At 55.8% G+C, this 15,455-nt stretch carries 11 protein-coding genes and 3 tRNA genes; 4 read left to right on the forward strand and 10 right to left on the reverse strand.

The features are described from left to right. Window positions 1–390: 390 nt before the first annotated feature. The 5 genes from ACZ1G5_RS06490 to ACZ1G5_RS06510 form a co-directional block, all read right to left on the reverse strand. Window positions 391–2,391, reverse strand: a complete 2,001-nt coding sequence (locus ACZ1G5_RS06490; RefSeq protein WP_472732071.1) for an RNA 2'-phosphotransferase — start codon at window positions 2,389–2,391, stop codon at window positions 391–393. 253 nt (window positions 2,392–2,644) lie between these two features. Next, a tRNA-Gln gene (locus tag ACZ1G5_RS06495) sits at window positions 2,645–2,720 on the reverse strand. Window positions 2,721–2,795: 75 nt separating this feature from the next. After that, window positions 2,796–2,873: transfer RNA gene (locus tag ACZ1G5_RS06500), tRNA-Pro, on the reverse strand. Window positions 2,874–2,943: 70 nt separating this feature from the next. Next, window positions 2,944–3,031: transfer RNA gene (locus ACZ1G5_RS06505), tRNA-Arg, on the reverse strand. Window positions 3,032–3,522: 491 nt separating this feature from the next. After that, the gene (locus ACZ1G5_RS06510) at window positions 3,523–5,079 is read right to left on the reverse strand and encodes an RNA-binding protein (RefSeq protein WP_472732072.1); all 1,557 of its coding nucleotides are present in this window, start codon (window positions 5,077–5,079) and stop codon (window positions 3,523–3,525) included. 176 nt (window positions 5,080–5,255) lie between these two features. Here ACZ1G5_RS06510 and rtcR point away from each other — a divergent pair, with 176 nt between their 5' ends. After that, window positions 5,256–6,830 (forward strand): RNA repair transcriptional activator RtcR, encoded by a 1,575-nt coding sequence (gene rtcR, locus ACZ1G5_RS06515; protein WP_472732073.1) that lies wholly within the window; start codon window positions 5,256–5,258, stop codon window positions 6,828–6,830. 138 nt (window positions 6,831–6,968) lie between these two features. On the opposite strand, the gene ACZ1G5_RS06520 is transcribed toward rtcR, so the two are convergent. The 5 genes from ACZ1G5_RS06520 to ACZ1G5_RS06540 all read right to left on the reverse strand — a co-directional run bounded on the left by ACZ1G5_RS06520 (window position 6,969) and on the right by ACZ1G5_RS06540 (window position 11,945). Beyond that, window positions 6,969–8,177 (reverse strand): mandelate racemase/muconate lactonizing enzyme family protein, encoded by a 1,209-nt coding sequence (locus ACZ1G5_RS06520; protein WP_472732074.1) that lies wholly within the window; start codon window positions 8,175–8,177, stop codon window positions 6,969–6,971. 49 nt (window positions 8,178–8,226) lie between these two features. Next, complete coding sequence (locus ACZ1G5_RS06525; protein ID WP_472732075.1) at window positions 8,227–8,967, reverse strand: SDR family NAD(P)-dependent oxidoreductase; 741 nt, start codon at window positions 8,965–8,967, stop codon at window positions 8,227–8,229. Continuing rightward, the gene (locus ACZ1G5_RS06530; RefSeq protein WP_472732076.1) at window positions 8,964–9,788 is read right to left on the reverse strand and encodes a carbohydrate ABC transporter permease; all 825 of its coding nucleotides are present in this window, start codon (window positions 9,786–9,788) and stop codon (window positions 8,964–8,966) included. Before ACZ1G5_RS06530 ends, ACZ1G5_RS06525 begins: the two co-directional genes overlap by 4 nt. After that, window positions 9,785–10,654 (reverse strand): carbohydrate ABC transporter permease, encoded by an 870-nt coding sequence (locus tag ACZ1G5_RS06535; RefSeq protein ID WP_472732077.1) that lies wholly within the window; start codon window positions 10,652–10,654, stop codon window positions 9,785–9,787. Before ACZ1G5_RS06535 ends, ACZ1G5_RS06530 begins: the two co-directional genes overlap by 4 nt. A gap of 61 nt (window positions 10,655–10,715) precedes the next feature. Next, a complete protein-coding gene (locus tag ACZ1G5_RS06540) occupies window positions 10,716–11,945 on the reverse strand; it encodes an ABC transporter substrate-binding protein (protein ID WP_472732078.1) in 1,230 nt (409 codons plus the stop codon). A 195-nt stretch (window positions 11,946–12,140) separates the two neighbouring features. Here ACZ1G5_RS06540 and ACZ1G5_RS06545 point away from each other — a divergent pair, with 195 nt between their 5' ends. From ACZ1G5_RS06545 to ACZ1G5_RS06555, 3 genes are all read left to right on the forward strand, one after another. After that, complete coding sequence (locus ACZ1G5_RS06545; RefSeq protein WP_472732079.1) at window positions 12,141–12,803, forward strand: GntR family transcriptional regulator; 663 nt, start codon at window positions 12,141–12,143, stop codon at window positions 12,801–12,803. 152 nt (window positions 12,804–12,955) lie between these two features. Next, a complete protein-coding gene (locus tag ACZ1G5_RS06550; RefSeq protein WP_472732080.1) occupies window positions 12,956–14,137 on the forward strand; it encodes an ABC transporter ATP-binding protein in 1,182 nt (393 codons plus the stop codon). A gap of 51 nt (window positions 14,138–14,188) precedes the next feature. Next, on the forward strand, window positions 14,189–15,406 hold the full coding sequence (locus tag ACZ1G5_RS06555) for an ABC transporter substrate-binding protein (RefSeq protein WP_472732081.1): 1,218 nt from the start codon (window positions 14,189–14,191) through the stop codon (window positions 15,404–15,406). Window positions 15,407–15,455: the final 49 nt, after the last annotated feature.

Here is a 15,455-nt window from a genome sequence, read left to right on the forward strand (position 1 = left end):
AGCAATCGTCAGGGGAAAAAATTGGTTTTGGCGTCAGAAGCGAAAAAGCATTAACCATTTGTTTTTCAACAATTTTATTATGTCTTATTTGTGACTTATTCAGGGCGAAATAGGGCAGGCTTTTCGCTGCCGAAAAGCCCTAAATCTTGGATCCGGATCTGAAGGAAACGAAGGCCGCGCGTCTGTGCGTGAATTGCCAATACCAACACACGTTCTCCAAGTCTGGCATACCAATTGGATAAGCGAACTTGGCAGCGGTCGCCCGTCCATCCGTGACGCAATGCGGATGCCAAACTACTTGTGTCATTGAAGCGCAATGAACGACCTTAGAAGAGGGCGTTCACGATCGAAATGCTATCTGGCCGCTGAACCAAACGCGGAAAGCGCACATCAAGCGCGCTTTCCTTTCTTTTTCTTATTCATCCAGAACGGCGGCACGTCACCGGCCATCATGCAGCCGTAGGGGTCGATATGGTCGACAATATCCGCCAGACCAAAGCTATCGATCTGACGCACGACAGACGCCGCGTTCTTGTAGGACGACGGCAGCTCTGACGCATCAATGCCGCCCGCCGGAAAGCGGATATCAAGACCTTTGGTCTCTGCCTCCAGCGCCTGCTCTGCCGTCATCTCGCCCATCCGACGCTTATGCTCAGACCGCGAGAAATTTCGCCCGGCACCATGTGGCGAAAACCCCAACGCATGATCGGCATCCTTGCCGCGCACGACCAAAACAGGTTCCGACATGTTCAGCGGGATCAGCGTCAGCCCAGTCGCATCAGAGGCATAGTCTCCCCAAGCAGGCGTCGCTCCCTTACCGTGATAAAACAGATCACCCCGTTTGAAGACGAAGTTATGTTCGTTCCAGAACCGCTCACCGGGTTGCGCCCCTGACGCTTCCACCGTCGCCTGATGAATGGCGTTGTGGTTGGCCTTGGTCCATTTACGGATCAGTTGGAGCGCATCCCAATAGTCTTGGCCATCCTGCGTATCGGCCGGAATCCAAGCGTTCTGTTTCAGTGTTTCAGGCGACAGCTTTTTGCGGTGCTTCTCCGCCACCTCCATGCCCAGTTTGTACAGCACAGCACCCGGCCCGCGCGACCCGTGATGGGTCACGATTGCAGTGCGTCCGGTATTGCGTGACTTGCCAATAAACAGGAAGTGGTTGCCATCACCTTGGGTGCCCAGATGCGCGACCGCCATGCGCAAAATCTTGGGGTTGTTCAGGAACCGGTTGTCCCGAAACGCATCCATCAACTTTTGCGACAGGGTAAAGCGCTTGCCATTCTGACGCCCACCGGGGCCGAAATGCGTGATCTTTTCAGCCGCGTCCAGAACCACCTTTGGATCAGCCGCGCCCAGATCGGTCATCATGACCGAGCAACAGATATCGGCCGAGTGCATGCCCGGATGAATTGCGTTCTTGGCCGCAATAACACCACCCACAGGGATTGTGCCGACGGGTCCAGCAGGACAAGCATCGGGCATCACAGCAGCCGAAACAACGGTCGGCGTGCAGATGACAGCCGTCATCGTCTCGCGCACTTGGGCAAGATTTTTGACCTCATCGGCATCATCAGACGCTTCGATGTTGAAATGAAACGGCACATCGCCTGCGTTTTGCAACGGCAGCGTTGGCGGCGGCGGTGGGGGTTTCATCCCGTCCAGCTTGGCACGAATCTGATCGGCACCATAGCCCGCCGACGACGCGGCCTGCGCGATTTCAAGAAGGCGGGCAAAGTCAGGACCGGGGATATGACCCCAGTCTTTGAGATGCGTGCCAGTGATTGTTGTCTGTGTCATGTCTTCTGTTCCAGCCGCCCTTGCGGCATTTTCTTCAATTCGTAAGAAATTTACGGGCACGTGATCTGTCAGCCAAACCCCATTGTCCGCTTGGTAAAATTGATAGCCCACATCATGCATCGCGCATGCGTCAACGATCAGGATCACTGGCGCACCATGGCGCCCACCAACCTTTAGCGCAGTGTCACGATCCGCTGAAAGATGCACCTGCTGGCGTGACATCGGGCGCAACCCTTCGGCCATGATCACTGGCAAAGTGGCGTCCGCAGTGCCATGAAAAAGCTGGGTCGGCGGCTGGACGGCAGCAACCGCAAGGTCAACCTGCACGGAGTGCCCTTGAGCCGCCCGGATCAATTGGCCGTCATCCGACAGTGTGAACCGCTTCTTGTCGCTTGTGGCAACAATTTCGCGAAGTTGGTCCATGCTTGTTGGCAACCCTGCATCCGCAAGGCCATCCAGCACCATATCAACCGCGACCCATCCCTGCACATCCAAAGTCAGCGATAGATTCTCGGGCGTATGGCGAAGCACTTGGGCCAGCAGACGGCTGACCTTTTGCATTTGTTTTTTCTCTTTTTGTGTCATCATCTTCACTCTCAAATCAAACCATTCCCAGAACAAGGTGTTTGCAGGATGAATTTCCGCCACCAGATTGCTCTGGGCTGGGGTTGAACCAGCACGGCCCGCGGGCCCACCCCGCAAGGGGCTGCGTCTACCTGTAATCCTGCAGGCATTTCCGATCATGGGTCCGGGGGACAAGGGTTCGTGAGATGCCTTTCGGCGACCGTTTCAAGCGATGTAATCCCACGGACATTCCCCCCGGGTGTTTCCTTTCATACCTTGGCTGGAAGGACAGGGTTCGAACCTGTGACCTGCGGTACCAAAAACCGATGCTCTACCAACTGAGCTACCTTCCAATGATGGAGGACAAGGGTGTTGTGAGACACTGACATTTGGAAGATGTAGTCCCACAGGCATTCCTCCTGTTTCGTTGGTCAGGGATGGAGGATTTGAGCCTCCGATCTCCGCAGTCCAAGTGCGGCGCTCTATCCGGGCTGAGCCAATCCCTGTGATGTCAATCCCCGGCGACAAGGGAAGGGTGAAACGTTACGCGCTCTCTCCATCTGAGCTATCCTGCCATGGGAGCAGGAGTGGGGCTCGAACCCACGACTTCGACATTAGAAATGTAGTTCCAACCAGCATTCGCCGGATATGTTTGAACCCTGACGACAAGGGGTAAGAAACAGTCTGGGGTCCCGCCCCCATTTCCGCAGAAATGGTTTTCCGTCTGGGCGCCTGCAAAGAGAGGAGTTGAACCTTCTAGGATGCTCCCAATGTTGCGCAATGTAGTTCCTTAGGCATTCGTCAGGGTATGTCAGTCTTGGCAACAAGGATGTGATGAAACGAGGGGGGAGTACTCTATCCACTGAGCTACACCGCTCCGGTTGTCCCGGCTGCGGTGGCGGGATTTGAACCCGCGACCTTTCCCGTGATGTAGTTCCATCGGCATTTGCCAAATGTTTGTTTGTCAGTTCCGGCGACAAGGCGGGGTGAAACGATAACTGAGCTACATCATTCACACGATGGCGAGGCTTGAATTCGCGACCTCCGATCCCTGTCGATCGGCGCTCTAACCTGTAGTTCCACCAGCATTCGCCGGAATGTATTCCTTTCAATTCGTATCACTCGGGTCAGGCGATAACCGCCTGACCCACATGTTTAGACCTCGATGGCCGCGATCTGGTCGACCCAGTGGTCCGGTCCCATCTCGCCACCCGCAAAGGCCGCGATTTGGTCAAAGACCGTGTCCGAGAACCCGCCGATGTTGAGAACATCGTCGCGTTCTTTCGCTTGGGTCGTCCCGTATGGGGCGATATCGACACAGACCAATTTGGCCGTTGGGTTTCGCAGTTTCAGCTTCTCCCAAGCAAGCATCATCACCGTTCCGTTGTTGCCATAGGCGGCATGCGCCCACGACTGGTTGTCCGACACCATGATCACCAGATCGGGGGCACGCCCCTTGGCCAGCAACCATTCCAGCGGAGCGGCACAGTTCGTCCCGCCACCCCATTGTTCCGCCAAACGCGCCGCGTTTGTCAGGATCGTGTCGCGTGGTTCCAACCGGATATCGCGCACCTTCACCTCAAACGGCAACACCGTTGCCGAAGGGTTCCGACGCAAGACGGCCGCAGCAACCAGCCCCGCCACATCAACAAAACGCGTCGCTGTGGTGGCACCCTTCCGGTAACCTGTGACAGCACCGGACATAGAGCCCGACACGTCAGGGCAGACGACAACCTGACCGCGCAGCTTTGGTACGTTTTGTACCGAAAGCTCCATCGCGTCATGCAACGCCTCACGGATCTCGACCGGCATCTCCGCCGACAACGCCTGATAGGCCGTCATCAACTGGTACGGAAATACCCGTGCCTTGGCGATCAAAGCCGGATCGCGCAAACGATCCGCGATCATGCGACGCATCTTTGGCAGGGCCAAAACCCCGTGCCGCTGGAACGTGTTCAGGTTCATACGGGTCATCTGCCAGGATGCATTTTCAGCGATCCCCGCCCACTGTTTTTTGGACAGCGCAAGCTGCGTCAGCATCTGGAACGGAACATCCGGCACACGGCCACGTCCCGTTTCTTTGAACCGCAGGAAATCCTGCATATTTTGCGGCAACAGTGCCACGTCACATGGGCGCCCGATGATCCAAGCGAACAAGGCCTCGCGGGCTTTGTTGTTTGGCTTCGGGTGCACCATCTTGATCACGTCAGCCAGCGACGGGTCGTTGCCCACATTGGCCTGCAACAGCGCCCGATCGGACGCGTTGATCAACCAATTCGCAACCATCCGCTTTGGCGCAGAACCCAGCGATTTCCGCCCTGTCTGCCCCGACCGCATGATCTGCACGAACGTCCGCAGCATCTTGCCGTTGTCGACAACCCGCCCGAAAGCACGCTGAAACAACACCGGATCACGGCCTGCAAGCACCGCCAGCAAGAACGCTGGCATGTCCTTCATATGACCGGACTGGCGGGTATAGATCGCCGCCTTCGCCAAGAAGGACGGATCAACCTTTTGCGCCAGTTCCAGCGTGCGAACCAGTTCCTTCATCGGATCCTGGTAGAATGTCTGCCCGAATGTCCCCGTCATCGCGACTTGGGCCAAGGCATGTGCATCATCGTATGCGTAGGCCGGTGCCCCCGCCAAGTTCTTGGTGGAAGCTGCCGGAAGCAACCGGCCTTTCATTGATGCAAACACGGATTTGTTTGCCATTGGCTTTGTCCTTCTTGCGTTTCAGTGAGGTTGTTTTCACCCAGATCAGCGCCAAGCAGAAGAAAAAACGAAATTCGTATAAGTTATTGATATTAAGTTATTTTATTAGAATATCCTAAATATGGTCACAGAAAAGCTATTGCTTGGTATAAAATTTTATCAGTATGGATAGCCCTATGAAAAAGAATGTTGTTATTGGCTTTCTGGGCACGAACCTTGATGCAGGCAAGCGCCGTCGGTGGCGTCCCTCGGTCCAGATCAATGACCATCCTGATTTTCCGATTGCCCGGCTAGAGCTGATCCATGACCGCCGCTGGACCGGGCTTGCCACCAAGATCAAAGCTGAGGTGGAAAACAGGCAGGCCGATACAGAAGTGCTGTTGCATCAGATTGATATCCAGAACCCCTGGGATTTTGAGGAAATGTACGGCGCGATGTTCGATTTTGCCCGCGACTATGGGTTTGATGACGAACGCGAAGACTATCATGTGCATCTGACGACAGGGACACATGTGGCCCAGATATGCTGGTTCCTACTGACGGAGGCTCGTCATATCCCGGCCAAACTCGTCCAGACTGGCCCGCCCCGTGGTGACGACACGGGCCCGGGTACCTTGCAGGTCGTCGACCTTGATCTTTCGAAGTACAACCGGCTGCAACAGCGGTTCGATCTGGTCACGCGCGAATACAATACCCTGCTCAAAGGCGGTATCGACACCCGCAACGACGCCTTCAACGCGATGATTGACCGGATGGAGGTTGTGACATCGAACTCTGATGCGCCTTTGCTGCTGATCGGACCAACCGGTGCGGGGAAATCCGATCTGGCGGCCCGGCTTTACGAACTCAAACTACAACGGCGCCGGATCAAAGGGCGGCTTGTACATGTGAATTGTTCAACGCTGAAGGGCGAACGGGCGATGTCCACGCTGTTCGGACATCGCAGGCAGGTGATCCCCGGCGCGGGTGCAGACCGGCAAGGGTTACTACGTGAAGCCGATGGCGGGGTGCTTTTTCTTGATGAGATTGATGAACTGGGTCTCGATGAACAGGCCATGATCCTGCATGCCGTCGAGACGGGCAAATATTTTCCCTTGGGGTCCGATTTTGAGGTCACCAGCCGGTTTCATCTGATCGCAGGGGCTGGACGTAACTTGGCCGAGTTAGTCGCCGCAGGCAAATTCCGGGCTGACCTTTTTGCGCGCCTGAACCTTTGGACTTTCAGCCTGCCCGCTTTGCGCGACCGGCCAGAGGATATTACGCCCAACATCGCGTTTGAACTTGCGCGCGTCGAAAAGCTGCTGGGCAGTCGCGTCACCTTCAATGCCGATGCGCAAACCAGCTATCACAAGTTCGCAACAGATCCCGGCACGCTTTGGCCGGGTAATTTTCGCGACCTGAGCGCATCTGTCCAAAGAATGTGCACGCTTGCACCACGCGGCCGGATCACGCTTGCCATGGTCGAAACCGAGATCGCAACGATCAAAAGCACTTGGGCAGAAGCCAGTCGCGACCCTGACATGCAGCTTATTACCAAATATCTCGGTGCTGCGGCCGCGGACATTGATGAATTTGACCGCGTCCAATTGGCGGCGGTGATCCGTGTGTGCCAAGAAAGCGCGAGCCTTAGCGCGGCAGGGCGCAGGCTATTTGCCGCGTCCCGTGCAGCCAAGACCAGCCGCAATGACGCTGACCGTCTGCGCAAATACCTTGACCGCTTTGGACTGGATTGGGCAACCTGCAACGCATAGGGACGGACGTTTTCGCCCCCGGTGGGAAACAGGTAACGGTGGCAAGTACAACATTTGTAAAAATAGGTGCCCGCACTTTACCAGACGCGCGCGCCGGTGCCATGTCGCTGCTGGTGGCTCATTGTAAATAGCAGCTGCCTACCAGTTGGTCACAGAGCCGTCACGGCGTCTCAGCAGCGGTGAGTTCCAGAACTTGAACGACAACGCCTGAACACGTTCTTCGTCGATATCAACGCCCAGTCCGGGCCCGTCCGGCACGTCGAACGTCGTGCCGTTGCGTTTGATCTGTCGAACAAACACGTCATCTGCATCATCGACCGTATAGACACCATCTGATCCTACTCGCACCTCCAGCCAAGCAAAATTTGGAACGGCAGCCCCCAAATGTACGCTGGCGGCTGTGCAGATCGGTCCCAGCGGATTATGGGGCATAAGATCAACATAATGTGCTTCACTCATCGCAGCGACTTTGACTGCCTCGGTCAGACCGCCGACATTGCAAACATCAACGCGGTTGAATTGGTGAATGTCACCTTCGATAAAAGGACGGAACTGCCATTTGCTCGAAAACTCTTCACCAATCGCGAAGGGGATGTCGGTCAGGCGGCGCAGGGCCACATAGGCCTCTGGTGTTTCGTCGCGGATCGGTTCTTCTAGAAAATCCAGAGTGCCGGATGGCATACGCTGGCAAAAGGAGGCGGCCTCTGCCACCGACAAGCGGTGGTGCCAGTCGATACCGAGCGTAACGGCATCGCCTAAGGCGGCACGCACATCGCAGCACATCTGTGCGGTCGGGGCGATATGTTCACGCGGCTCAAAGGTCGTCATGTTACTGAGGTCGGGGAAGATGCGAATGCAGGACCAGCCCTGGTCGGCCAGCGCCGTGGCTTGATCTATTGTCGTCTCAAAACTGGTTGATGCGGTACTGGCAAAGGTCGGAACACGGTCACGTTGCTTGCCACCAAGCAACTGATAGACAGGCACGCCCCAGGCCTTGCCTTTGATATCGTGCAACGCAATATCGATTGCCGACAGGGCCGCCTGCAACACGCGCCCACCTTCGAAATATTGGCTGCGATAAATCCGCTGCCATATCGCGCCAATATCAAAGGCGTTTTCGCCGGTCAGGATTTCTGTGAAATGCTGCACGGCACCAATCACGGCCTTTTCGCGTCCTGACAACCCGCTTTCGCCCCAGCCGTAGATGCCGCAATCCGTCTCAACCTTGACGATCAGTTGATTGCGGCCACCCACCCACACCGCATAGGGCTTGATTGCCGTAATCCGGGGCATTGATGACAGGGTGGCAACCGCGGCAGGGGCAGCAGAAGTAGTTTTGACGGTCATGCCTGAATGCTCCGATGTAATTGAAGAAGGAAATGAGAATGGCCGGGCATCAGTTCAGCCCACCCAACTTGGCGGACATACCGTGGTCGGCAATAACTTCGCTACCGGTCAGGGCGGCGGCCGCGTCAGACAAAAGGAACGCCGCGACGCATCCGATTTCGTCGACCGTGGCAAAGCGGCCCCTGGCGTGCCAGCTGTTGAAAGTCTCTATCAGGTCCGGCTCCCGCTCGGCGATTTCCCGGACCTTTTCGGTCAGAGCCAGTCCGGGGGCCAGCGCGTTGACGCGGATGTTATGCACACCCAGGCTCCAAGCCAGCGCGCGCGTCATGGCGACAATCGCACCCTTGGTTCCTGCGTAAGCCTCGTAGCCGGGCGCGCTTGCCCGCGCGTGGTTTGATGCAACATTCACAATCGCACCGTCACCGGCCGCTGCCAGCTTGGGCGTCAAGGCCTGGATCAGCAACAGCATAGCGCGCTGATTGACGGACCAAAGCTGTTCCATTTCTGACAGGTCCAGATCGGCCAGCGGTTTTTGAATGGTGATGCCTGCGTTGTTGACCAGACCGTTACAGCCATCAATTGCTGCCACCGCCGTTCGGATCGCGTTGGGGTCGGCGATATCAACCTGTACGAACTCTCCCCCCGTGTCGGCGATCACGCCTGCACGGCTGGCATCGACCTCAAATACAGTTACCTTTGCGCCGGCGGCCACACATTGCCGCAGGATACCCAGACCAATGCCCGCACCACCACCTGTCAGCACGATATGCTTGCCAGTCAGATCTATCATTTGACCGCCCCCGCTGTCACACCCGAGACAATGCGCCGTTGGAAGAAAACGAAGAGGATCAACAACGGTAGCGAGCCAAGAACCGCAGCCGGGAATAGCTGATCCGGCTGGACGTTCAGATTTCCAAGAAAGCGGTAGACGCTGATCATTACTGTGAATTTCTCGGGAGAGGTCAGCAGCAATAGCGGGTAGGTAAAGTCGTTCCACACCATCAGCGTAACAAACAGCGACAGTGTTGCTGTGGCCGGCCCGAGCAGCGGGCGGATGATATACCAATAAATCTGCCAGTCGTTACAGTTGTCCAGGCGGGCGGCCTCTTCCAGTTCCCGTGGAATGGCCCCGATGAAACTGGTGTAGAAGAAGACCGCCAGCGGCAGGTTAAGTGCCGTAAATGCGATGATGATGCCCAGATAGCTATCCAACATGCCAAGACTGCGGAAGATGACATAGATCGGGGTAATCGTGACAAAGGGTGGCGTGGCCAGCCCCAGTGCCACCAGCATAATGACGCCGCGGGTAAACCTGTTGGTGCGACGCGCCAACGGATAGGCAGCCATCGACCCCAAAAGTGCCACCAGCACCGTTACCGCAAGCGTGATACTCACCGAATTGAAGACTGAACGTAGATAAGACATCTGCGACAGTGCGTTGGCGTAATTGCCAAGATAAAGCGTCTCTGGCAGGCCCAATGGTTTTTCGACAATCTCGGCGGCTGTGCGAAATGACATCGCAATCATGTAGATGACGGGCGTCAGCATCGCCAGCACCACCATCAGAACAGGGCCTTGCGCCGCCCACGATATGAATCGACGCAGGCTCATGTTACGTTCTCGCGGCGACGCAGATAAGTGTTCTGGATCACGGCAACGATGACAACAAGGATCAGCATGATGATCGACAACGATGAGGCAAAGCCGAATTTGTAGGACCCAAACAGGTTGTTGACGATTTCAAGGCTGAGCGTGTTGGTCGCCCGGTCTGGCCCGCCGCGGGTCATGATGAAAGGCAATTCGAACGTCTTTAGCGTTCCGACAGTCGACAAGATAATGTTGACCGTGAAACTGGGCGCAAGCAGCGGCAATTCCAGATACCGGAACCGCTGCCAGGACTTTGCACCGTCAAGGCGCCCGGCCTCTTCGATATCTTTTGGGATGTTGGCGAAACCCACCAGAAAGATTGCTGTGGTATAGCCCACGAACATCCAGACATGGGTGAAGGCAATCGCATAAAGCGCGGTGTCCGGGTCGCCCAGCCAACCGCGCGCAAGGCTTTCCAGTCCGACAGATGTCAGGACCGCATTCAGCCCGCCAGAAAATGGCGAGTAAATGAATTGCCAGACGTAGCCCACAATCACAAACGACATCATAGCTGGCGTGAAAAGCGCGGCGCGGCAAAAGTTGCGGATCGCTGGCATCCGGTGCAGCAACGCCGCGAATATCAACCCAAGCAGGGTCTGCACCACCACGACGATAAGCGTGAATTTCAATGTTACCCAGACCGCATTGGCATAGCGCGACCGCGATGCAAAACGTTCATAGTTTTCAAGGCCAATGTACTCGGCCGCACCAACACCACGGAAATCTGTAAAGCTCATTTGCAGTGACAGGGCGATTGGATAGACAAAGAAACACGCAATTACCAGCAGCGCCGGGGCAGTAAACCAATAGATGCTGAGGTTGCGTTTCATGACATAGGCCTTTTGGCTGCAAGGGTGCGGCGCGCCCGTTTGCGCGCCGCAACTTTTGACATCAAAGCGCGTCTTCGACAGCTTCGTCCCAACGTTCCAGAACAGCGTCGTTGGGTTTGTCGAGATCAAGCAGGAAACCTGTCAGGCTGTCCCAGATTTCCTGTTCCAGTGGCTTTGGCCAATCAAGCACAGCAAACGGGTACATGATCACGCCACCGTCGACGCGCGCCTGATCATAGGGTTTGGCCATATCGGGCGTACCGCTCGCGCCGCCCTGAAATGGGCTGTAGGCGCTTTCCGCATCCAGCATCTTTTGCAGGTTTGCAGGTTCTGCGAAAAATTCGACAAATTTAGCAGAGGCTTCGGGGTATTCGGTTTGCGCACTGATCGACCAGCCGATGCCAAACAGATCAAGCGCGACACCGCTTTCATTGTCGGACGGGATTGGCGCAAAGGCAAAATCAAGGCCTTCCACACTCGAGAAATCGCCGATGTTCCATGCACCTTGGGGCATCATGGCAAAGTTGCCCGCCTTAAATTCGGTCAGAGCCGTCGACCATGGATCAAGGCCTGCCTGCGCGTCAGGATCCAGACAGTTATTGTCGACCAGCCCGCGTATCAGATCGATCGCACCATTGAAGGCGGCAGACTCGACAAAAGTTTCTTCTGCCATGCCAAGTTTCGCTGCAGTCTCGGTCTGTTCCAGTCCGTTTGCGATGACAAACAGCGGAGCAGAGAAGCCGCCGGTGAAGATCAATGGTTTGATCCCCGCAGCGTCCAGCGCCTGACAGGCCGCGTGCAATTCATCAATCGTTGTTGGTGCGGTATCGACACCAGCTTCGGCCAAAAGACCCATATTCACAAAATTACCCATGCCGATGACCTCCAGCGGCATGATATAAACCGCGTCACCGGACGTGACCGACGGCACAAGAGAAGGTTCGAGCCTGCTATACCAGTCAGAGTCTGTGCCGAGATCAGCCAGCAATCCGGCTTCTGACCAAATCGAAACAAGCGGCATGTCGGTCATCATGACGTCGGGCGCGTTGTTCCCCTGCAAGCGCGGCGGCAACACAAGGTCGGTATCAAGGCGGCTGATGTAGGACAGCTCAACGTCGATATCCGGGTTTGCTGCCTCAAAATCCGCGATCAATTCTGGCAGTCCCGCCGGTTCGGCCTCATTACCTTTCCAGGCGGTGACATCAAGAACAACCTGCTGTGCAATGGCGGCCTGCGCACCAAGAGACACGGCAAGCGCAGAGCCGAAGAGAAACTTGCTTGTGGTCTTCATTTCGGTAGTCCTTCTCCCATTTCATATATTATTTTTAATTGTTAGTTATATATTATGCTCCTTGTCAATGCCAGTTTTGGCATCTAGGGTCCTTAAAATATCCAATGCAGGTGTTTTCGCATATCGTAGGGCGTGCGTACGGATCGGCCCAATGGGCCAGTCACAGTCAGAAGAACCGGGGGATCGGACCAAAATATGGCAAAGAACAGCAGTGACAGCCTTTCAATCTATGCACGTGTCCTCGCTGACATTGGCGATGGTGTGTTTCCGGGCGGCACACGGCTAAAGGTTCAGGATCTTGCCACGCGCTATGGCACATCAATTATCCCGGTCCGCGAAGCGCTGCGCTTGTTGCAAGGCGAAGGGATTGTAACGATTGCCCAGAACAAGGGGGCGACCGTTTCTACCTTTGATGCCGACTCTCTGCGCGACATCTTTGAAGTGCTACAATTGATGGAGCCCTACTTTGTGGAGACCTTCGCAAAGAGCTGCACTGAAGCGGACCTGGCAGAGCTTGAAAAGATACAGTCAGAGCTGGAGCAGACATCCGTTGAGGAAAAGCCCAAATTCACGGGTCTGGATCTGCAGTTTCATGAATTCATTGCCCGAAAACACTACAATGGTCGCGCCTTCGGCATCTGGAAACTACAACGCCGCATTCTGAATGCACTGGCGATGAGCGTCCCGATCTCGCGCGCGCGCCATGCGGAAATTCTGCAAGAGCACCGCGATTTACTGGCCGCATTCCGCGCCAGCGACACCGACGCCGCAATTGTCTGCATCAAAAAGCATGTGCGTGGTGCAGGTGATCAAATGTATTTGCAGCTAAAAACAAACCGCAATCAAGCGAACGCCTGATACTAAATAATATATAATTTTATACGAGTAGTAGATTATATATTGATTCAAAGAATATTATATGATTGTGTTGATGCGCGGTGACTGACGGTCGAGGAGGACCATCAGCACAGCGGGCGACGCCGTGCGCCTGACATGATGACGGGGGAAACATGGCGACTGTCAGCCTTAAAAATCTATGCAAATCCTACGGTGGCACCGATCAGCAGGCGCTGACGGACCTGTCGCTTGAGATTGCCGACGGCGAATTTCTGGTGCTCGTCGGCCCTTCGGGTTGTGGCAAATCAACAGCCTTAAAAATGATCGGCGGGTTGGAAGAGATTTCCAGCGGCCAGGTGTTGATCGGTAATCAGGTGGTCAACGACTTTGCCTCGCGGGACCGCGACATCGCGATGGTTTTCCAATCCTACGCACTCTATCCGCATATGTCGGTGTTTGATAACATCGCGTTTCCCCTACAGATCGCTAAAGTGTCTCAAGACGAAATCGCGCGCCGCGTTGCAGACGTGGCCAAGACACTTCAATTGGAGAACTACCTATCGCGCAAGCCCGGACTACTGTCTGGTGGCCAACGGCAACGCGTTGCAATGGGTCGTGCAATCATCCGTCGCCCATCCGTCTTTTTGATGGACGAACCGCTGTCCAACCTTGATGCCAAGCTGCGTGTAAAGATGCGTGCAGAGGTCGCTCAAATCCAGCGCAAGCTGAATGTGACAACGATCTACGTCACCCATGATCAGGTCGAGGCGATGACCATGGGCGACCGCGTTGCGCTAATGCGCGACGGCATACTGCAACAGGTTGCCAGCCCCGATACCATGTATCATGAACCGGCAAATACATTTGTCGCATCATTCATCGGCTCGCCCGCGATGAACCTTTTTCGCGCCCTCCTCAGCCCGGACGCGACGCAGGTGCGCCTTGGGGATCAAACATTGTCGATCCCCAAGGCCGCCCGCGAAAAATATGACCTGATCGAAGAATGCGCTGGGCAAGATGTCATTGTCGGCATGCGCCCCGAAGATCTTGAAGACGTGGCGCTCAAGACCGATCATCCCGTAGATCAAGTGCTGTCGGCCCCTGTTGATCTGCTGGAATCGCTTGGCTCGGATCACATGGCACATGTCGGCCTTGGCGCTGCCACCGTTCAGGTCGGTGAAGATGACGACGAATTGCGCAAGGTCGCATTAGATGATCGCGCGCAATCTACATGCATTTGCCGCTTTGCCTCACAATCCAAGGTTCGGGCAGGTGACATGGCGCGTGTCGCGGTGGCCTGTGACCGCCTGCATTTCTTTGACCCAAACACCGGACGCGCCCTGCGCGCCACATAACCAAGCGGCGCGGGCTGGAGATGCCGGCGCCACCAACAGGAGGAGACGAAAATGAAAAGATCAGTTACCGCCGGGCTGCTGGCCAGCGCGCTGTCGCTTGGGGCTATTGTGCCGGCCTTTGCGCAAGAGGTCACGCTGACGATGTGGCACAACCATCCGGAATGGAAAGACCGCGCACAGGCGATCCTTGATGCGTTCGAGGCAGAGCACCCCGACATCAAGATTGAATTGGAAGAAATTGCTGGGACCAACTATTCGGCGCGACTGAACACTGCCCTTGCCGCCGGCGAGGCACCTGACCTTTTCGGCCTGCCTGCCGGTCCAGAAACGCTTGCCGCCGCACAGGCAGGCTATGCGATGGAATTGACCGACAAGCTTGATATCTCAAGCCTGCGCGATGCTGCCGCAGATGCTGTTAATCAGGATGGGTCGATCTGGGGTGTCCCCATACTCGGCACCTATTCCGTTGGTCTGTATTACCACCGCAACATCTTTGATGATCTGGGCATGACGCCGCCCACTAATCAGGAAGAGTTCGTGGCCATGTGTGCCGCGATGAAAGAGCAAGGCGTCACACCACTAATCGTGCCTGCATCGGACGGGATCGTACCGTCTTTCATGTACATGATGATGACTGCATCTGTGTTGGGCGTTGATGGCTTTGCCGCGCTGCGCCGGGGTGAGCGCAAGTTCACTGACCCTGATCTGCTGGAGGCTGCCAATTTCCTGCAACAAGTCGGCGATTGCATGCAACCTGGTGCTCTATCGACACCCTATGTCGAAGGCAAAGCGCTCGCCGCACTTGGCCAAGGCGCGATGATGCCGGGCGGATCGGCCGACTATGCCGGCTATCAAGAAATTAACCCTGATGTTGACCTTGGCGTCGTGCCCTTCCCTGCTGTGGGTGACAACAACCCTGCCACAGTAATGGGTCTGGAGTATATCTATCTGGTGAATTCCGGGACAGAGCATCCAGAGGCGGCAACGACATTCCTGCAGTGGATGATGGAAGATCAGGCACAGCAGATGGTTGTCGATACCATCACGATGAGCACTAACAAGAACGTGGTCCCCGCCGAGAACCGCATTCTGGAGGAATTCGTGGATGCCGCCCGCAGCAACGACATGCGTGTGTTCTATGAACTGCCGGAAACCGGCAATGTCTGGTCGGTTGCCCAACAAAACACAGCTGCCTTGTTCCTAGGCGAAATGACGCCAGAGGAATTTGCAACCAAAGTTCAGGATGCCGTAATCCCAAGCGGTCACTGAGCCGTTGGGGCTGCCTCCCCCGCGGCAGCCCCGCATTTCTTTGAGAGCC

It is taken from the genome of Yoonia sp. JB2-21, assembly GCF_055693545.1.